General features: G+C 70.9%; 20 protein-coding genes and 1 pseudogene. 12 read left to right on the top strand and 9 right to left on the bottom strand.

The features are described 5' to 3' along the window. Positions 1-494 precede the first annotated feature (494 nt). Positions 495-1,754: an IS21 family transposase gene (locus tag AB0O82_RS37270; protein ID WP_363589278.1), complete on the bottom strand. Its 1,260-nt coding sequence runs from the start codon at positions 1,752-1,754 to the stop codon at positions 495-497. A gap of 727 nt (positions 1,755-2,481) precedes the next feature. Here AB0O82_RS37270 and AB0O82_RS37265 point away from each other — a divergent pair. The 4 genes from AB0O82_RS37265 (at position 2,482) to AB0O82_RS37250 (ending at position 4,473) form a co-directional block, all read left to right on the top strand. Continuing rightward, positions 2,482-2,721 carry a hypothetical protein gene (locus AB0O82_RS37265; protein ID WP_363589276.1) on the top strand — a complete coding sequence of 80 codons (240 nt, stop codon included), beginning with the start codon at positions 2,482-2,484 and terminating at the stop codon, positions 2,719-2,721. A 321-nt stretch (positions 2,722-3,042) separates the two neighbouring features. Continuing rightward, positions 3,043-3,453, top strand: coding sequence for a DUF2637 domain-containing protein (locus tag AB0O82_RS37260; protein ID WP_363589274.1), 411 nt, complete (start codon positions 3,043-3,045; stop codon positions 3,451-3,453). Between the two features lie 27 nt (positions 3,454-3,480). Continuing rightward, positions 3,481-3,732, top strand: coding sequence for a hypothetical protein (locus tag AB0O82_RS37255; RefSeq protein ID WP_363589272.1), 252 nt, complete (start codon positions 3,481-3,483; stop codon positions 3,730-3,732). A 102-nt stretch (positions 3,733-3,834) separates the two neighbouring features. Next, a complete protein-coding gene (locus AB0O82_RS37250; protein WP_363589270.1) occupies positions 3,835-4,473 on the top strand; it encodes a GntR family transcriptional regulator in 639 nt (212 codons plus the stop codon). Positions 4,474-4,508: 35 nt separating this feature from the next. Here the strand turns inward: AB0O82_RS37250 and AB0O82_RS37245 are convergent, their stop codons facing one another. The 8 genes and pseudogenes from AB0O82_RS37245 to AB0O82_RS37210 all read right to left on the bottom strand — a co-directional run. Next, a complete protein-coding gene (locus AB0O82_RS37245) occupies positions 4,509-5,249 on the bottom strand; it encodes a substrate-binding domain-containing protein (protein ID WP_363589268.1) in 741 nt (246 codons plus the stop codon). A 79-nt stretch (positions 5,250-5,328) separates the two neighbouring features. Continuing rightward, positions 5,329-6,003, bottom strand: coding sequence for a 3-oxo-tetronate 4-phosphate decarboxylase (gene otnC / locus AB0O82_RS37240; protein ID WP_363589266.1), 675 nt, complete (start codon positions 6,001-6,003; stop codon positions 5,329-5,331). Next, complete coding sequence (gene otnK, locus AB0O82_RS37235; RefSeq protein WP_363589265.1) at positions 6,000-7,271, bottom strand: 3-oxo-tetronate kinase; 1,272 nt, start codon at positions 7,269-7,271, stop codon at positions 6,000-6,002. The genes otnC and otnK overlap by 4 nt, the downstream gene beginning before the upstream one ends. Positions 7,272-7,313: 42 nt before the next feature. Further along, positions 7,314-8,711, bottom strand: coding sequence for a gluconate:H+ symporter (locus AB0O82_RS37230; protein WP_363589263.1), 1,398 nt, complete (start codon positions 8,709-8,711; stop codon positions 7,314-7,316). Positions 8,712-8,899: 188 nt separating this feature from the next. Further along, on the bottom strand, positions 8,900-9,574 hold the full coding sequence (locus AB0O82_RS37225; RefSeq protein ID WP_363589261.1) for an aspartate/glutamate racemase family protein: 675 nt from the start codon (positions 9,572-9,574) through the stop codon (positions 8,900-8,902). Then, positions 9,571-10,368, bottom strand: coding sequence for a TIM barrel protein (locus tag AB0O82_RS37220; protein WP_363589259.1), 798 nt, complete (start codon positions 10,366-10,368; stop codon positions 9,571-9,573). The genes AB0O82_RS37225 and AB0O82_RS37220 overlap by 4 nt, the downstream gene beginning before the upstream one ends. After that, the gene (locus tag AB0O82_RS37215) at positions 10,365-11,360 is read right to left on the bottom strand and encodes a phosphoglycerate dehydrogenase (RefSeq protein ID WP_363589257.1); all 996 of its coding nucleotides are present in this window, start codon (positions 11,358-11,360) and stop codon (positions 10,365-10,367) included. Before AB0O82_RS37215 ends, AB0O82_RS37220 begins: the two co-directional genes overlap by 4 nt. Before the next feature lie 174 nt (positions 11,361-11,534). Then, positions 11,535-12,335, bottom strand: a pseudogene (locus tag AB0O82_RS37210) (Gfo/Idh/MocA family oxidoreductase); the annotation flags it as partial. 335 nt (positions 12,336-12,670) lie between these two features. Here AB0O82_RS37210 and AB0O82_RS37205 point away from each other — a divergent pair. From AB0O82_RS37205 to AB0O82_RS37170, 8 genes are all read left to right on the top strand, one after another. After that, a complete protein-coding gene (locus tag AB0O82_RS37205; RefSeq protein ID WP_363589255.1) occupies positions 12,671-13,915 on the top strand; it encodes an XRE family transcriptional regulator in 1,245 nt (414 codons plus the stop codon). Positions 13,916-14,085: 170 nt separating this feature from the next. Next, positions 14,086-14,577 (top strand): winged helix-turn-helix domain-containing protein, encoded by a 492-nt coding sequence (locus AB0O82_RS37200; RefSeq protein WP_363589253.1) that lies wholly within the window; start codon positions 14,086-14,088, stop codon positions 14,575-14,577. Positions 14,578-14,618: 41 nt separating this feature from the next. After that, positions 14,619-15,101, top strand: coding sequence for an NUDIX domain-containing protein (locus AB0O82_RS37195; RefSeq protein ID WP_363589251.1), 483 nt, complete (start codon positions 14,619-14,621; stop codon positions 15,099-15,101). Between the two features lie 151 nt (positions 15,102-15,252). Beyond that, positions 15,253-15,729 carry a GNAT family N-acetyltransferase gene (locus AB0O82_RS37190; RefSeq protein ID WP_363589249.1) on the top strand — a complete coding sequence of 159 codons (477 nt, stop codon included), beginning with the start codon at positions 15,253-15,255 and terminating at the stop codon, positions 15,727-15,729. After that, entirely contained in the window at positions 15,726-16,238 is a 513-nt protein-coding gene (locus AB0O82_RS37185) for an HIT family protein (RefSeq protein WP_363589247.1), read from the top strand. The genes AB0O82_RS37190 and AB0O82_RS37185 overlap by 4 nt, the downstream gene beginning before the upstream one ends. A gap of 2 nt (positions 16,239-16,240) precedes the next feature. Continuing rightward, positions 16,241-16,468, top strand: coding sequence for an NUDIX hydrolase (locus AB0O82_RS37180; protein ID WP_363589245.1), 228 nt, complete (start codon positions 16,241-16,243; stop codon positions 16,466-16,468). An 18-nt stretch (positions 16,469-16,486) separates the two neighbouring features. Continuing rightward, positions 16,487-16,660, top strand: a complete 174-nt coding sequence (locus tag AB0O82_RS37175) for a hypothetical protein (protein WP_363589243.1) — start codon at positions 16,487-16,489, stop codon at positions 16,658-16,660. Further along, complete coding sequence (locus AB0O82_RS37170; RefSeq protein ID WP_363589241.1) at positions 16,657-17,802, top strand: PIG-L family deacetylase; 1,146 nt, start codon at positions 16,657-16,659, stop codon at positions 17,800-17,802. Before AB0O82_RS37175 ends, AB0O82_RS37170 begins: the two co-directional genes overlap by 4 nt. Positions 17,803-18,222 lie beyond the last annotated feature (420 nt).

The following is an 18,222-nucleotide window of genomic DNA, read 5'->3' as shown; positions in this document are numbered from 1 at the left end:
CTCACCCTGAGCATCACCAACACCACGGACCGGCCGGACCACAGCCACACCCACGCCGCACTCATCCTCGCCGCCGCCATCATCTGGGCCGCCAGACACAGAAGATGACCCCGCTCCCGACCACGGCACCTCCGACACGTCCGGATGCGGAGCACGACCCCGGCCAGACCTCCACCGTCACCGGCTCTGCCGCACGACCGAACACGGAAGCGCCGCCAGTGGGACGACGGCGCTCTCGCCGCTGCGCAGGTGTCGTACGCCGGAATCCTGACGATCCCGCGCGGTTCCAGGGCAAGCCGGGTAGCGCCCGGCCGCCGCTTCTCGATCCGGGGCGCCGCCCGGGAGGCTCGCCTCCCGGAGCCGGCCAGACCGGCTTGCGGTCCGAGGAGGTCACTTCCGGCACGGTCACGCGGCCGGGCGAGGGCGGCGAGGGTGCAGGTGCAACGCCGATCGGTGCCGGGGCGGGCTTCCGGGGCGTGGTCGACCTGGCTTTGTCAGGACCTTTGGGGCCTTGGCGCCAAGCCATTCCTGTACAGGGCCTCGGCCTCGGCCCGAGCCGCCGGGGAGAGCGGGAGGTGGTCCTTGCCACGCGGGCAGGGTGGGGCCTCGACACGGGGCGGGCGGACCGGGCGTTCCAACACGATGGCCCTGTCGCGGTCGACCAGCCTCAGCCCAGCACCCTGCGGCGCCAGTGCGTAGCAGGCGATGACCGCTCCGCTCGCGGCGGTGATCGACAGGAACGATTCCCCGAGGCGTCGCCGGACGTGCACTTCCGCGCCGGCCAGATCGGCCGAGACCGCGTAGAAGTTCCCGCGATAGGGCACCAAGCCCTGCGGCATGACAGTGCGGTCGACGCAGCTCTGGAGCGGGTACGGGGTGCCCGGCAGGTCCAGCAGAGCCGTCGCCGGAGCCGACTGCTCCGGGTCGCCGGCCGTGCGGCCGCGGCCGTCCAGGGCGGACGCGTACCGGTCGAGGCTCTCCTGGGCACTCCAGAGGGAGCGACCGTCCGGAACGGTGAGCCACCAGTTCTGGACGGTGGCGCGATGGGCCGCGTCCATGGCACTGACCCGGTCGGACCGGCAGACCTTGACCGTCACGCCGTAGTACTTGGCCACCCGCGCGAAGGCTGGCGTCACCCGACCGGTGTCCACGCACCACACGGTCGGCGACCGGCGGAACCGCCAGCATCCGGTGGTACCGCCCAGCCGCCGCAGCACCTGGTCGATCCCCTCGACGAGCTGCGGGAGTTCTCCGCCTTCGACGATCACGGCGCGCCAACGATCCAGCCGGGCGACCGAGCCCAGTAGCAGACGGGCCGGGCTCCTGCCGTCCCACTCCGCCGGTGGCCCGGGAAGCTCCAGCCACTCGAACCGGACCTTCTCGTCCGCCGGACGCGGGGCAACACCGCCGTCACCGAACCCGGCTGAGCCGCAGAACTCGCAGGCCGGCCGGACCCGGTGCTTGCGTACGGCCCGGGTGAAGGTCGAATATCCACCCGGATAGCCCAGCGCCGTGACCTCGTCGAACAGCGTGGATGCCGGCAGGTGCGGATCGTCCGCGAGTCGCTGCCGGCAGTACGGGAGGAAAGCGGAGAGCTGGTCCTGGGCCGAGCTGCGGATCCCCACGGTCCGCTCCCCGCGGAGGTAGAGCCTTACCGTCTTGCGGTCATGCCCCAGGTGCCGGGCGATGGCCGAGATGGACCATCCCTGCAGGTGCAGGTCCCGCACATTCTCGTATTCCTCCTTGGTGAGCATCCGCTGCTCCTCACAACCTGGACTTCACTCGCAGGCGGGGCCCGAATTTGAGCGATCCCCGTACGGCCGCAAATGCTACACGACCACTCCGAACGAATAGAGGGAGGATCGAGCGCCGGGCGTGCGCCCTGGGGAATTTCAGGGAGCGCCGCCATCGAGATGAATTACGCCACGGCCCGCATCTCCGGGGAGGTTTGACGAGCCGCACCGGAAACTCATATGGGACGACGCCCATATTCCACGGTAATCGGCCGGCGGGCAGCGGCTCACTGAACCGACCATTTGCCACCCGGGAGGCAGGTGGAAATCAGGATTCACCGGAAATCCATTTTCCGGCGCCGAAAGTAAAGGGCCGGTCATGTGAGTCCGCAGGTAGCGGCGGTACCAAGGGCGCGGGTCAGGCCGTCACGAACGCGGCAAAGCTCCGGTCGAACATCGAGAACCGGGTCCACTCCGACCACGACACCGCCTTCACCACTGGTGCCGGCACACCTCCCACTGGCCCTTCACGCGCCCGCTCGACCGCCTGGACATCCCCCAGGGGCCCGTCTGCACCAACACAGGAATTTGCGACAGCCCGGGCGGGCCCCGGAACGCAGCCGGGCCTGAACCAGTCCGGGTATTTTCGGAGAGCGCCGGAATGCTGAATATGGAACGACGCCCGGATGCCGGATACGCATCCCGGCAGCCATTTCGTTGATGGGGCATGAGTTCAATGTGCCAACCAATGACTCTGCCGCACCGTCTGCCGAAGGAGCCGGCAACCAGGCTCGGCGAGTGGTTCTTCGTCCCGGATCGGCGGAACCCGGCGGGTGACGTACGGATCGGCTACTTGTCATGCAACGGCGAACGGGTCGTCCTGCACCACTGCTCCAGCTACCTGGCCGACTTCCTGCGGACGCTCCGTCAGCTCGAGGAGGACTTCGCCAGACGCTGTGGCGCGGAGCCGGTCCCGACCGGCGCATGACGACCGAGATGCGCGCCGGACGGGCAACCGTCGCCCGGCGGAGACGGCAAGGACATGGAGGGCGCCGTGTATGACCCGAGAGCCGCTTTCCTCCCCCCGCAGGGTGGCGCCACCCAGTTCGAACCGGAGGACTTGCCCACGTACCCGACCATCGAAGCCTTGGGCACCTGGGACCCGGAGAGTCCCTTCGTCCCGCACCCCCGCGCTCCCGTCAGCGATCCAGGCCTGTCCGGCGCCGACCCCAGACGCCCGATCTCCCGACACCGACGGCGCACGCCCCCCGCTGAGGCCACCTGGTCACAGGTCCTCGGCTCGCTGTTCGTGGCACTCAGCACCATGACCGTCATCGCGGTGTGCGTGCTGGGCTGGTTACTCGCCTACGACCCGCTGCGCAACCTGGCGCTCAATCGAGCGCCGAGCGGACTTCCTCACCTGTGGCCGCTGGTCATCTACGGGCCGTGGCTGGTGGGCTGCCTGTCGGTACTGCACGCCGCGCTGGACGGACGTCGGCCCGTGCACTCGTGGGTCGTGGTGGTCGCCTTCTCCGCCACGGCGGCCGGCCTGTGCGTGGCCGACGCCTCACCGACCATCCCCGATGTGATCGTCGCAGGCCTGCCACCGATCACCGGGGTGGTTTCGCTGCACCAGTTGGTGCGTCAACTCCTCTCCGGAAAACGACCGCAACGCCCCACCTCTCACAAGGCGGGCCCCTCAAGACGGGTGCGGCGATGACAGCCAAGACCCGAGCGGCTTCCTGAAGTGCGGCTCGTCGAGCAGCATTGGCTCGACGTCATCCGCGCGGGTTTCGAGCGGTACGGCTCCTGCTCGGTCGAGACGCCGTCCGTGGAGTCGCTCGACGCGCTGGTGGCGAAGGGCGAGACCTCGCAGGAGGTCTACCCGCTGCGCCGGCTCCAGGAGGACCCGAACGACGCCTCGGACGCCGAGCTGGGCCTGCACTTCGACCAGGACGAGCCGATCAGGCCGTCGGCCGGGAGGGATGCCGGTATATGATCTGTGTCCTTTGCACATCACTGTGCCTCATCCTGTCTGATTCCCGCGAGGAGGATTGTGTCGACCAGGTCTGGTTCCACGCGTGAGCCCATTGCCGATCGCATGTACCGGGTGCTGCTCGATCAGTTCATCGCCGGCGAACGGGTCGCGGGTTCGCCGTTGAACATCGGCGCGCTCTCGCGTGAGCTCGACGTCAGTCAGACGCCCCTACGCGAGGCGCTGGCACGGCTTGAGCACACCGGTCTGGTCCGGCGCGAGGCCCTCAAGGGGTACCGGGTCGCCGACGCGCTGAGCGAGCGGGAGATCGGGAAGCTGTTCGAGGCACGGCTGGTGCTCGAACCCGCGCTCACCCTGGAGGCCGGACTGCGGACCACGCCGGAGTTCCTGGACACCCTGCGCGCCGCCGTCGACGACCTGGACCACTCGGCGTCCAGCGCGGACACCCGTACCGAGGGGTTCCAGCACTACTGGACGGCCGACGACACCTTCCACCGGCTGATCGCCGCGCAGAGCGGCAACCCCTTCCTCGAACAGGCGCTGCTCGCGCTCGGCGGGCATGTGCAGCGTTTCCGGCTGTTCAGCAAGCGCGGGCAGACGAGTGCCGCCCACGCGGCCGGGGAACACCGGATGGTCTATGAGGCCCTGCGACGCCGGGATGCGGAAGGGGCGGCCGAACTGATGCGACGCCACCTCGCGAGCGCGAAGGACCGGATCCAGACGGCTGCCCCCGGCGAGCACTGAGTACCGGGCCGGAGAACACCGACCCGGTTACCGGATCAGTACGTGGTGACCGGGTCGAGCAGGGTGCGCGTGTAGGCCTCGGCGGCGAGCGGCCCGCGCAGGTGGGCGAGCAGCGAGCGGGCCGCGGCGGCTCCGGCCGAGCGGGCGGTGCGGGTGCTGACGATCGCCGAGAACTGGCTGTAGTGCTGCACCTCTTCGGGGAGCGGGCCGACGATGTCGGCCCGGGGCACGAAGAGGAGTTCGCTCAACTGCTGGATGGCGATGTCGGCGCGGCCGTCGACGACGGCCTCGGCGATGAAGCCCTTCTCGATGACGGTCGCCCTGGCATTGATCTCGTCGGCGATGCCCAGGTCACGCAGCAGCCCGGCGAAGTACAGGCCACTCGCCCCGGTCCGCGAGTAGGCGACGCTGCGAGCGGCGCGCAGGGTCGTGACGAGGGCGTCGCGGGTGCTGATGTCCGGGTGCGCGGTGCCGGGCGGTACGGCGAGTCCCACTCCCGTACGGGCTATCGCGGTACGCGTGTCGAGGTCGACCAGACCCCGTTCGGCGAGCGGGAAGAAGGAGTCGGTGACACCGATCATCACGTCGAAGGGTGTGCCCGCGTCGATCTGGCGGACGAGCTGGACCGTGGGGTCGAACACGGGAATGACGCTCACCCCGCTGTCCCGGGTGAAGGCGGGCAGGACGACCTCGTCCAGCGCCTTGCGGACGGCCAGGGCGCTGAACAGGGTGAGGGAGTGCCGGGCGGTGGTGTCGGCACTGTTGCTGTCGGACACGATGTCTTCACTCTTTCCTTCTCGGCCGGGCACCGGTTCGATCGGTGCCGCGGCGGGGGTGCGGGGCTCGGCGTCGGGACTACGCGGACGCGCTGAGCGCGGCGCGTTCGGCCCCGGTCAGCGGCCGCGTCGGCAGGCCGCGCAGCAGGAGGAAGAGCCGGGCCGTCTCCTCCAGTTCCTCCAGCGCGTCCATCGCCGTGGCCAGGGCTGCGCCCGCGACGACGGGGCCGTGATTGCTCAGCAGCATGGCGTGCCTGCGCCCGGCGGTCTCCTCCACCACCTCCTCCAGGCCGCGATCGCCCGGGGCGTGGTACGGCAGGACCGGCAGCTGTCCGATGCGCATCGCGAAGTACGCGGTCAGCGGCGGCAACGCGTCCTCGGGGTCGAGGCCGGTGAGGCAGGAGACCGCGGCCGCGTGCGTGGAGTGGGTGTGGACGACGGCCTGGGCGTCGGGCCGGGCGCGGAGCACTGCCGCGTGCAGGAAGGCCTCCTTGGAGGGCGGGGGTCCGTCGACGTGCCGCCCGTACTCGTCGGCCAGGGACAGCTGGTCGACGGTGACCGTGCCCAGACTGGAGCCGGTGGGGGTCACCAGAATCCCTTCCGGGGTGCGGACGGACAGGTTGCCGGTACTGCCGTGGGTGAGGCCGCGGGAGAACAATGAGCGTGCCGTGCGGACCAGTTCCTCGCCTGCCGCGGTCCGAGAGGGCCCGGTCGCGCGGCGCCCCCTGCGGCGGTCCGGGGAGCGCGAGGTCATCGGGCACCCCCTGCGGCGGTGGCGGTGAGCAGCAGGTCCCGCTCGCCGAAGTTCCCGGACTTGAGCAGGATGTCCAGACCGGCGGCGGTGTGGATCCACGGGACCCCGCGCGCCGCCTCGGCGCCGACCTGGCCTCCGTCGACGCCGAGCGCGCTGACGACCGCGCCGGACGTCTCTCCTCCGGCGATGACGAGTCGGGTCACCCCGCGTTCGGCCAGTCCCCGGGCGATGCGACCGAGTGCGGCCTCCAGGATCGACGCGGACCGCTCCAGGCCGAGGGCGTGCTGAACGTCCCGCAGTGCGTGCGGCGGCATCGAGGAGTGGATCAGCGGCCCCGCTTCGGTCGCCCGGCTGCCGAGATCGTCGTACCAGGCGAGTGCCCGGTCGGCGAGGGAGGCCGGTTCCCGGTCGGTCAGCGGGTCGAGGCGGTGGACGGGGCGGCCCGCCGCGCGCATGGCATCGATCTGCTCCAGGGTGCGCCTGGAACAGCTTCCGGCCAGGGCGACCGCGGGACCGTCCGGTCGCACGGGCCGACCTGCCCGGTCGCCGGGTGCGGAGGCGGAGCGCTCGGCGTGCACTCTGGCGAGCGCGCCGGCCAACCCCGCGGCGCCGGCGACCAGCGGCAGGTCCTCGCAGGCCTGGGCGATCGCGTACAGGTCGCCGTCGGTCAGCGCGTCCGCGAGGAGGTAGCGGGTGTGCCCGGCGTGTTGACGGATGGTGGAGCGGATCCCGTCGGCGCCGCCGGAGACGACGGTGTGGTCCAGCACGGCACAGCCGGGGTGGGCCGACTGGGCATCGAGCAGCCTGGGGAGGAAGGAGTCCCGCATGGGTGTCAGGGGGTGGTGCCGCATCGGGGACTCGGCCAGCAGCGTGCCGTCGACGAACAGGTACCCCTGGTACTGGGTGCGGCCGTGCTCGGGCGAGCTCGGTGTGGTGACGACCGGGCCGCCGCCGGTCGCCTGGCCGAGTGCGTCCAGCACCGGGCCGATGTTGCCCTGGGCGGTGGAGTCGAAAGTGGAGCAGTACTTGAAGTAGAGCCGGTTGGCTCCGGCTCGGGACAGCCTCAGCGCGGCGGCCTGACTCTGCTCAACTGCCGTTGCCACTGGGGCGGTTCGGGTCTTCAGCGAGATGACGGCGGCGTTGACGGGCTGCTGCGCCGGGAGTTCGTCGGGGGTGCCGAAGCAGAGCAGGGTGCGCAGGCCCTGACGTCGTAGCGCGGCTGCGACGTCGGTGCCACCGGTGACGTCGTCGGCGATCACACCGATCATGGTGTTTCCTTTCCGTCTGGCTCGGTCGTGGGAGGAGAGGCCCTAGGCCAGGGCGGATATGGCGAGTACACAGCCGAAGCCGAGCAGCGACACGGTGGTCTCGATGACGGTGAAGCTCTTGAACATGTCCGTCAGTGACATGCCGAAGCTCTCCTTGACCTGCCAGGAGGCGGCGTTGTTGATGTGCGGGAAGATGATGGAGCCGCAGCCGAGTGCGAGGACGACCAACGCCGGGTGCAGCCCGGGAGTCTCGGGCACCATGGGGGCGACGATCCCGGAGGCGGTGATGATGGCGACGGTCGCCGAGCCGACCGCCAGCCGGATGAGGGCCGCGATCACCCAGGCCAGGATGAGCGGAGAGACGCCCAGGCCGTGCGTGAGGTGGGCGATCGCCTTGCCGATCCCGGAGTCCAGCATGACCCCGCTCAGGGCGCCGCCTCCCCCGATGATCAGCAGGATGGGGGCGATGGCCGCGATGCTGTCGTCGACCTGGCCCTTCAGCTGCTGCCCGCTGACTCCCCGCGCCCAGCCGAGGCCGATGACCGCGAGGATCACCGCGATCAGCAGCGCCACCACCGGCTGGCCGACGAAGCCGAGCGCACTCGCCCAACCCCCGGTCAGGTGGGCGACGGTGACCACGGACTGGCCCACGACCAGGATCAACGGCAGCACCACCGGGATGACCGACAGGGCGATGCCGGGCGGGGTCCGGTCATCGGCCTTGAGCGTGAACTGTTCGACGAGTCTGGGCGGAGGCACCGGGAAGACGCGGCGGGCGATCGGGCCGGCCAGGAACTGGCCGGAGACCACCATGGTGATGACGGCGACCGGCAGGCCGTAGCCGATGACCGTCCCGACCTCGGTGTGGAGGGCGGTCGCGGCGGCGGTGGGGCCGGGGTGGGGCGGGACCAGCGCGTGGATCGAGGCGACGGTGCCCAGTGCCGGGACACCCACGAGCAGGTAGGGCGAAGTCCTCCTGCCCTTCGCGTCGCGGCCCTCACTGTCGAGCATGGTGGTCTCGACCTCCCGCGCGATGCTGAACAGGAGCGGCAGCAGCACCGCGAGGGCGACCTCGAAGAAGAGCGGGAGGGCGACGACGAAGGCCAGCAGGCTCACCATCCAGGGGACGGTGCGCAGGGAACGGCCCCGGGTGAGCACGGTGGCCAGCCGCCGGATGGCTCCGGATTCGGCGAGCACGGTGCCCAGGATGGCGCCCAGGACCAAGATCAGTCCGGTCTGCCCGAGCGTTCCGCCGGCCCCGGAGGTGACGGATTGGACGACCGCCGCGGGCTTCTCCCCGGCGACGAGCCCGATACCCAGAGCGCCGATCACCAGCGCCAGGAACGGATGAACCTTCAACCGTGTCGTGATCAACAGGACGACGACGACTATGCCGACGAAGCCGGTGACCAGCAGGCCGACCTCAGATGATGGGGCCACGCCAAACCTCTCTGTTCGCGCGGGCGGGGGGCGTCAATCGCGGGAGCTTCTATCGCGGGAGCGTCAGTCGAGGGGGCGTCAGTCGAGGGGGCTGCCCGGGTGGGGGTGCAGCCACGGCGCTCCGCCTATATGAATCACTCAGAAACTCGCTCAGTGCTGGCTTGACTACAGGATTTAGCAGGCGGGTTTCAAGGGCCTGACAGCAACGTGCGCAGGACGCTCGCGGCACTCGCCGGACCGGACACCACCGGCATCTCCAGGGCCGCCGCGAGAGCGCGGGCCGCGGGGGCGAGCGAGTACTGGGCGAGGAAGACCGCGTCGGCGTCCGCGATCGCCGCGGACACGCCCTCCACCAGCACCGACACCAGCCGGTCACGCTCTCCCGCGGCCGTCACCGCCTTGGCCTCCGGCACGACCAGACCCGACACCTCGACCCCCGGTGCCGGTGCGGACGAGGCCAGTACCGTGCGAAGCCGGTCCACCGAGTCCCGCAACGCCGCCTCGAACGAGGCCACCACCAGGACGTGCCGGAGCCCGCCGGCGGCGATCTGCTCGAACGCCGCCTGGTCCGGTGCCAGCACCGGCACGGCGACCCCGCCGGCGGCCTCCTGCGCCACCACCCCGTACAGCGAACAGGTCAGCAGAACCGCGTCGGCGCCCCCGCGCACCGCGTGTTCGATGAGCCGGTGCATCCGCGCCCGCAGCGCCGCGGTCAGACCGCCCTGTTCGTCGGCGTCCGACAGCAGCCGGTCGTCCAGCAGGTGCCAGACCTCGGCCTCGGGGAAGCCCTCACGCAGCGCCTCGGCCGCCGGCGCCATCGCCGTGGGTACGGCACTGATCAGCGCGATCCGGGGCGCGGTCACGCCGCCGCTCCCCGGAACCACCGCACCCAGTCCAGCCCCGCCACGGTCTCACCGGCCGGCGCGTATTCGCAGCCGATCCAGCCCGGGTATCCGGATTCGGCGACGGCCCGCAGCACGGCCCGCCAGCCGATCTCTCCCGTCCCCGGCTCGTGCCGGCCCGGCGGGTCGGCGACCTGAAGGTGCCACACCCGTTCCTGGAAACGCCGGTAGGTGCGGATCAGATCGCCCTCGTCGATCTGCAGATGGTAGAAGTCGAGCAACAACCCGACCTGATCGCCGCCGACCGCCTCCGCCACCGCGGCCGCCTGTTCCTGGGACTGCAGAACGAAGCCGGGGCAGTCCCGCTTGTTCTGCGCCTCCAGAACGATCCGGACTCCGGCCTCCCGGGCCTGTTCCGCGGCCCAGGCGATGTTGGCGACGTAGCGCGCGAACGCCCGATCCCGACCGACCCCGTCGGGCACGATCCCACCGACGACGTGCAGCAGCTCGCAGTCCAGCGCGGTCGCGTATTCCAGACCGCGCTCGACACCGGCCCGGAACTCGCCGTCCAGGCCGGGGATGCAGGCCAGTCCCGACCGGGTCGGCGTTCCGGGCGCGCCCATGGGCGTGTTGATCAGCACCTGGGTCAGCCCCGCGTCACGCAGCCGACGCCGAAGGACGGGAGCGGCGTAGCCGTAGGGCGAGGGGAACTCCACTCCGGCGAAGCCGGCGGCTGCGGCCGCGTCAAAGCGCGCCTCGAACTCCAGCTCGGTGAAAAGCCACTTGAGGTTGGCGTCGAAACGAAACGTCGTCATCTTCCGTCCGCCTCCGGCCGCCGCGTGCGCGCCGCTGCGTGAGCGGCCGACCCCGGGTTGACGGTGTGTTCGGAACGTCCACCCCGTAGCACCGTCACGACCGACCGGGCGGCCATCATCCCGGAGCGGGCACGTGACTCCACCGTGGCGGCTCCGATGTGTGCCGTCACCAGCACGTTGTCGAAGGAGCGCAACGGGCTGTCGGACGGCAGCGGCTCCTTCTCCACGGTGTCCAGCGCGGCGCCGGCCAGCCTGCCGGAGGCGAGCGCGTCCGCGAGGGCGCTCTCGTCGACGACGCCGCCGCGCGCCGTGTTGACCACGAAGGCACCCCGTTTCATCCGGGCGAATGCCTTTGCGTCCAGCAGGTGGTGGGTCTGCCGGCTGAGGAACAGGTGCAGACTGACGAAGTCGGACTCGGCCAGCAACTGCTCCAGGTCGAGCACGCGAATGCCGTGCTCGGTCGCGTAGTCCCGGTCGACGGCCGGGTCGTAGGCGACGACGCGCATGCCGAAGCTCTGCGCCAAGCGGGCCACGAGTCTGCCGATCGCGCCCAGACCGACGATGCCGAGCGTGGCACCGGCCAACTCGCGTCCGCCGGCCTGGTCCCACCCGCCCGCACGGACCGATGCGACGTTCTGCGGGATCCTGCGGGCCAGGCTGAGGAGCAGCCCCATGGTGTGCTCGGCCACGGACTGGCGGTTGACTCCCGGGGTCGGGCAGACGGCGACACCGTGTGCGGTCGCCGCCGCCAGGTCGATGTTGTCGTAGCCGACCCCGGTACGCCCGATCACCTTCAACCGGGGCGCCGCCTCGAACAGCTCCGCGCCGAAGGGGTCGGTGCCGGCCACGATCGCGTCGACGGAACCCACCAACTCCGGCAAGGACGCGCCGCCGCGGGCCCGGTCCCCGACCGAACCGTGCACGACGTCGAGCCCGGCCGCGGCGAGGTGGCGGTGCACGGCGTCCCCCGGTCGCAACCAGCCCGTGGTCACCAGGACGCGCCCGTGGAGTGGAGCTGCGTGCTGCGCTGCCCGGTCCGTCACCTCTGTCGGCGCTCCCGGCCCCGTCGGCTCTATGGGCTCTGTCGGCTCTCCGGCCAAGACCGTCCTACCTCTCCGGCCGTTACGGCCTCTCCATCGACCTATCGGGTCGCGACAAATAAAATACTATAGCGATGGGGCCGATACTAGACCCCTGCGTGTGCAGCAGCTTTTCGGCGGTGGTCCTGCCCTCCCCCGCCCAGTCAACGGCCGCGGGCGGCCGGGTCCTGGGCGGTGACGTGCCGGGCGACGGCGTCCACGCCGGGGCGGGCGCACCGCTCCAGGGAGCGGACAGAGGCGTGCCGGGAGCGGGCCGACAGCATCGGCGTGCTGGTGCCGTTCTCCGCGCACGGTGCCGTACAGGTCGTTGTCGTAGCCGAGCTGGATGACGGCGGTGTCCTCGGCGTCGTACCCGCCGTCGGGCAGCGCGGCGGTCGAGAAGTCGGCCATGATCCGGTTGGGCATCCCGAAGTACCACAGCAGCAGGTCGACGATGTGGTAGCCCATGTCGATGACGCAGCCGCCGCCGGCCTGGCTGACGTCTCCGCGCCAGCCCGCGCCGGGGTCGTCGGTGTGGAAGGTGTACTGGCCGTCGATGAGGAATGGGGTGCCGATCTGGTCCAGGAGCTGGACCACGGACGCGTGGAGCGGGTTGAAGCGCCGTTGGAGCGTGGCCATCAGCTCCACCTGGGCCTGCTGGCAGATCGAGGCGAGCTCGCGCGCCTTGGGCAGGGAGGTCGCGAACGGCTTCTCCTTGAGGACGTGCACGCCTCGGACGGCGCACTCCTCGATCACGGCCCGGCCGGCGTGGTGCGGGACCGCGACGATGACGAAGTCCAGCGCCACGGTGTCCAGCAGGTCGGCGGCCCGGGTGAAGCCCGGGACGTGGTGCGTGTCCTGCTGGGCCCGCAGGGCGTCCGGGTCGCTGTCGCAGACCGCGCGACCAACTCGGCCCGGTTGGAGGCGAGCAGGCCGGGAAGGTGGTCTTCGAGTGCCTGGTGTCCGAGGCCGATGACCGCCGCGCGTCGTTTCATGGGCTGACCTCTTCCGCTTCGTGAGGGAACTTGTCGATGCGTGTCGAGTACAGCGCCAACTCCGGTTTCCTGGACAGGCATTGCCTGTAGTCCCGGGGTTGTCCCGCGCTCGCGCGCAGTAGGCTGTCCGTCACTGTCGATGATGGAATTGGCCCCGTGGACGACCCGATCCGGCACCCCCTCGCCTACGCCCGTGAACTGCGCGGGTGGTCACAGAGCGACCTCGTCGTGTTCCTCGACCGGGCCGCCCGCAAGCACGGGCTCCGCTCCGGCGCGGACAAGACGGCCGTCAGCCGGTGGGAGAACTGGCGCAAGCAGCCGAACCTGGACTCCCAGATCCTGATCGCGGAAGCCTTCGACGTTCCGATCGCCGACATGGAGCTGTTCGGGTGGCCCGATTGGCTGCCCGGCCGCGAGGTTCCGCTGCCACTGGGATCGGCGTACACCGTCCAAGCACTTCGAGATGCACAGAGAGCCGCCATGGACCGCCGCAGCTTCATGACCTTCAGCGCCGTCTCGCTGGCCGGCCTCGCCGCCCAGTGGGCCACGATCGAGCCCGATCGCCTGACTTCCGCCCTCGACGGCAGGACAGCCGTGGACCCCGGGCTCGTGGACTGGCTGGAGCAAACCAGCGCGAAGCTGACGACCCTGCCCACCGAACAGCGCCAGCACACGATCAAGCTGACGGACGTTCATCTCGCGACCGTCACCGACCTGATCGAGGGCGGCGGCCACGCCGAGCCCGTCGCCAAGCGGCTGCACCTCCTGGCCGCGTCACTGGCCACCACCTGCGGCTGGTACCGCTTCGACCAGGGCAAGCACTTCGCCGCGGGAAAGCTCTGGGCAGGAGCCTTGCAAGCCGCCGACGCCGCAGGTGACCGCGACTTCAGCGCCGGTGTGCTCTCCGACCTCGCCTACCAGTCGAACTGGATCGGCCAACCGAACATCTCGGTGGACCAGCTCGGCCACGCACTGTCCGGTACCAAGCACCCCACCGCCCGGTCGCTGCTGTTCCTCCGGCGGGCCAGGGCCCACGCCGCGCTCGGCGAACGCTCCGCGTGCTACCGCGACCTGTCCGACGCCGAGACCGCACTGTCGACGCGGGCTAGCGACCTCGCGCCGGGCTGGTGCGCGTGGATGCGCCCTGCGGACCTCGCGGTCGACTCCGGCCAGTGCCTGCTCGATCTCGGCCGGGCCGACGAGGCGCGGGTCAGGATGGCCGAGGGCCTGGCCCTCCTGCCCAAGGCCCGGGACAAGACGCGTGGCATCTTCCTGACCTACCAGGCCAAGGGCTTCCTGCAATCCAACGACGTCGAGCAGGCTCTCGCCGTCACCACCGAATCCCTCGATCTGGCCACCCGCATCGGCGCCGAGCGGTGTGTCAGCCTGGTCCGCGAGCTCGCGCCGGCGTTCAAGCCGTACCGCCAGGTTGACGGCGTCGCCGATCTCATCGAGCGCGTCCGGGCTGCGTGACGGATGCCCAGATCAGAGTCGCGGTGATCAGCGGCCCGGAGAGGATGATCCCGGAGAGGATGATCCGAGCCGCCGTCGCCAGGAGGCTGCCAAGCGCCAGTCTGCGAAGCCCGGACCCATGCGGGCGCGGGGCCGGGCTTCGCGCCGATATCAGCGAGAAGTGCTGCTGGGTGGAGGACCAGGTGTGGACGGCTGCGCGGGTGGCCATGCTGATCAGGCGTAAGTTCCACGTCTCGTACAGCGTCTCGGGCGCCACGAGGCCGATGCACAGGCTCGGCTTCAGTCCGCAGGTCCCCGCACGCAGGGTGGCCGAGCGCGACTTCACCGCTCTGGTCGACGGCGTCCACCACCTCGCCAAAGCACCGATCGTGCTGGTCCGGGACCGCCTGAACACCCACATCTCCCACGCCATCGGCGAGTTGATCGCCGAGCGTGACCGGCTGACGGTCTTCCTCCTTCCCGCCCACTCGCCCGACCTCAACCCCGTGGAGTGGGTCTGGGCACACGTCAAGCACAGCCTCGCCAACCTTGCCGTGGTCGCCCTCGACCGACTCGAAACCCTCGTCCGCAACCGACTCAAGCGACTCCAGTACCGACCCGACACACCCGACGGATTCATAGCCGGCACCGGCCTGACCCTCGACACCCCAACATCACCCTGACGAGCCGAAGTCAGTGATCAAGAGTCCTTGGAGGTAGTGCTGTGGAAAGCCTGCGACAGGCGGTGGCCGTCATCGTCCACGACCGGAGTGGCGGCCGGGTCGCGACGATCAACTACGCGACGAACAGCTGGAGCACGACGCCGGTGTGGACGATCCCCGGCGGCAAGGTCGAGGTCGGCGAGCGCCTGGACGAGGCCGCCGCCCGTGAACTGGCGGAGGAGACGGGGCTGGAAGTCGACCCGTGCGACCTGCGACTGGTCCACACGATCCAGGTCCGCCAGGGCTGGGACGGCAAGGGCCCCTTCCTGCTGTCGGTCTTCCTCGCCACCGCCTGGCAGGGCGAGTTGACGAACACCGAGCCCGGTAAACACCTCGCCGTGGTGTGGTCGCCCGAGGGCGGGCTGCCGCTGCCGATGTTCCCGTCCTCCCACGCCGCCCTGTCCGCGTACCTGTCCGGTGGCCGCGGGTTCTCCACCCACGGCTGGGCCGAGGGCGCCGACCCCCGCGACCTGGTCCAGGACTGAGGAAGGCACCGTCACCCTTCCCCACCAACCGGATCCCGTACGCCTACCGCGCCGTGCACCGGCCCGACGGCGGCACCGACCGACACCTCGTCCGCCCCGGCCTCCCCCGACAACCACCCGAGTGACCACCGAACCCCGGAGGCAGTCCCGCATGACCGGATCCCCCGTACGCCCCGCCGGCCCCGAGGACGCCGACGAACTGCTGCGCCTGCGCGTCGCGGTGCTCGACGGCGCCCGGCTGACCGACGACTGGCGCACCACCTTCCGCGACGACATGCGCGAACGGCTCGGCACCGACCCGAACCTGCTCGCCTACGTCGTCCCCGCCGACGACGGCACGCTGGCCTCCTGCGCCATCGGCATCGTCTACCGCGGCTACCGGGGCCCCACCCACCCCACCGGCCGGTGGGCCCGGATCCACACCGTGGCCACCGACCCGGCCCACCGACGCCGCGGGCACGCACGCGCCGTCACCACCGCCCTGGTCCAGGCACTCCGGCACAGCGGCTGCGGATCGATCGAGCTGCGTGCCACCGAAACCGGAGCCCCGCTCTACCGCACCCTCGGATTCGACCCCGTCGACGGCTACATGGCGCTGCGCCCCGGCTCGGAAGGCTGGATGCGGTGACCGCCTTCGACCTCGACGCCTACAACGAGCGGGCCCGCAACGGCCCCTGCTTCATCTGCTCGATGCTCGCCGGTGAGCCCGGGTACGAACACCGGATCGTCCTGGACGACGGCGTCCACGTCGCCTTCCTCGACCGCTACCCCACCCTGCCGGGCAAGCTCCTCGTCGCCCCGCGCGCCCACGTCGAGGACACCGTCAGCGGCTTCACCGAGGACCAGTACCTCGCCCTGCAACTGGTCGTGCACCGCGTGGCGACCGCGCTCGCCGCGACCGTCCCCACCGAACGCCTCTACCTGCTGAGCCTGGGCAGCATGCAGGGCAACGCCCACGTCCACTGGCACATCGCCGCCCTACCGCCCGGCATCCCGTACGAGCAGCAGCAGTTCCACGCGCTGATGACCGAGGGCGCGGGCCTCCTGCCCGACGACCCCGGCCGGGCCGAACGCCTCGCCGCCGACCTGCGCACCCGGCTAGGCCACCCCGGCCGTCACGGCCAGGAAGGAGCCTGACCATGGTCTTCGTCCCGCCCGAGCGGTTCGTCCCCACCCTGCCGCACGGCATCTCCTACGTCGGCGTCTTCCTGACCGACCGCCACGACCGGCCGCTCCTGCTCACCTCCGCCCACCACCCGGGCGAATACCACTACCCCGGCGGCCTCCTCGACAACGACGAGGACCCGTGGACATGCGCCACTGCGCGAGACCGCCGAGGAGATCGGCTTCGTCCCCGCCGCCCTTGACGACGCCCCCGCCCCCTGATGCTCTCCTTCACCCCGCCGGAACCACCGCGGCCCTGGAAGATCGGCGTCACCTTCGACGGCGGCCACCTCACCGACAAGGAACTCGAACGCATCACCCCCGACCCCGCCGAACACGACCGCACCCGCCGCCGATCCCGCCCGACCACGCACCCGAAACGGAGCAGCCGATGACCACCTGGGACGAGATGTCCGCCGCCGCAGGCGAAGTACGCGACTTCTACGACGAGATCAACCGGCGGAAGCTGGGTCGCACCTGGGGCCTGTCGGACTTCGTCCTCGGTTTCACCGGCGACGTCGGCGACCTCGCGAAACTGGTCATGGCCCACCAGGGCCACCGCGCCGACGTGGCCGCGAGCACCGGGGCCATCGGCCACGAGCTGTCCGACTGCCTGTTCTCGCTCATGGTCATCGCCCAGGAGACCGGCGTCGACCTCGCAGGCCGCTTCACCACCGACATGGCCACCCTCGCCGCCCGCCTCCGACCCGGGCAGCCGTCACCAGCCACTCACCCTGCGCCCGCCGAACAAGGAGGACCTGCCATGCCACCCCTGCCGTCCCTGCCGCCCCTGCTCGCCGTGCTCGCACACCCGGACGACGAATCGCTCCTCGTCGGCGGCACCCTCGCCCAGCACTCCGCGTCCGGCGCCCGGACGGCCGTCGTCACCGCCACCTGGGCCGAGGACAGCCACCGCGCCGCCGAACTCGCCGACGCCCTGGACATCCTGGGCGCCGGCGCACCGAGGATGCTCGGCTACGCCGACGCCCGCGTCCCGCAATCCGCTCCCGGTCGGCCGCGGCTGTGCGACGCGCCCATCGACCGCCTGGTCGAGGACATCGTGCGGCACATCCGCGCGGTTCGGCCCGACATCGTGCTGACCCACGACGCCTACGGGCAACTGACCGGCCACCCGGACCACCGGCAGTCCCACCGGGCGACCCTGCTGGCCATCGCCGCCTCCGGACTCGAACACCTCTACCCGGACGCCGGGGAGCCCTGGCAGCCCGCCGCCGTCCACATGGCCACCCACCCCCACTCGGCGATCGCCGACCTCGGGCCGCTCCTGAGCCGGGTCGGCAAATCCGTGCTGAGCGTCCCGGACACCCTGGCCGACGTGACATGCGATGTACGCCAGTGGCTGGGCCAGAAGTGGGCCGCGATCACGGCCCACCGCAGCCAGGTCGAGGGAGAGCGCCCGCTCCCCGGAATCCTGACCCGCCTGCCCGAGGACGTCAGGTACCGGATCCTCGGAACCGAGCACTACACGTCACTCACCGCGCCACCCCGGCACTCCCCGGCTGGATCATCGGCCTGACGGGCCGACAGGCACCAGGACACAGACCCCGATGCCAGTAACCGACCTCCCCGCCGGACGGACAACACCGGGCCGGCACCGGCAGTCCGGCGCCGGTACGGGCGGTGCCCGCGCTCTGAGCAGGCGAGGCCCGCCGTGAACCCCGCTGCCAGAGGGCCGGTTCGTCACCGCGAGCCGCACCCGGGCGGTTCCCGCAGCGGCGGCCGCGCGCGCACCCGAGGGCCCCGGTGCGGGCATCGGCCCGGTCAGCCCGGTCCGAACACATGCCATCCTGCGAAGTGCGCAGCGGGAGAGCGATTTTACCGGTGGTTTGTTGACATGGGGCCAGGTCGGCAGTATCGGTGAGGAGAGTCTTTCGGGGGTGCTGCCATGACCGCGCGCGTACCTTGTCCACCGGCTCCCGGGCCCCTCGAGGGGTAC

This window comes from Kitasatospora sp. NPDC088264 (assembly GCF_040685715.1).
Taxonomy (GTDB): domain Bacteria; phylum Actinomycetota; class Actinomycetes; order Streptomycetales; family Streptomycetaceae; genus Kitasatospora.
The sequence above is the reverse complement of the archived record's forward strand: the minus strand, read 5'-3'. Positions and strand labels throughout refer to the sequence as shown.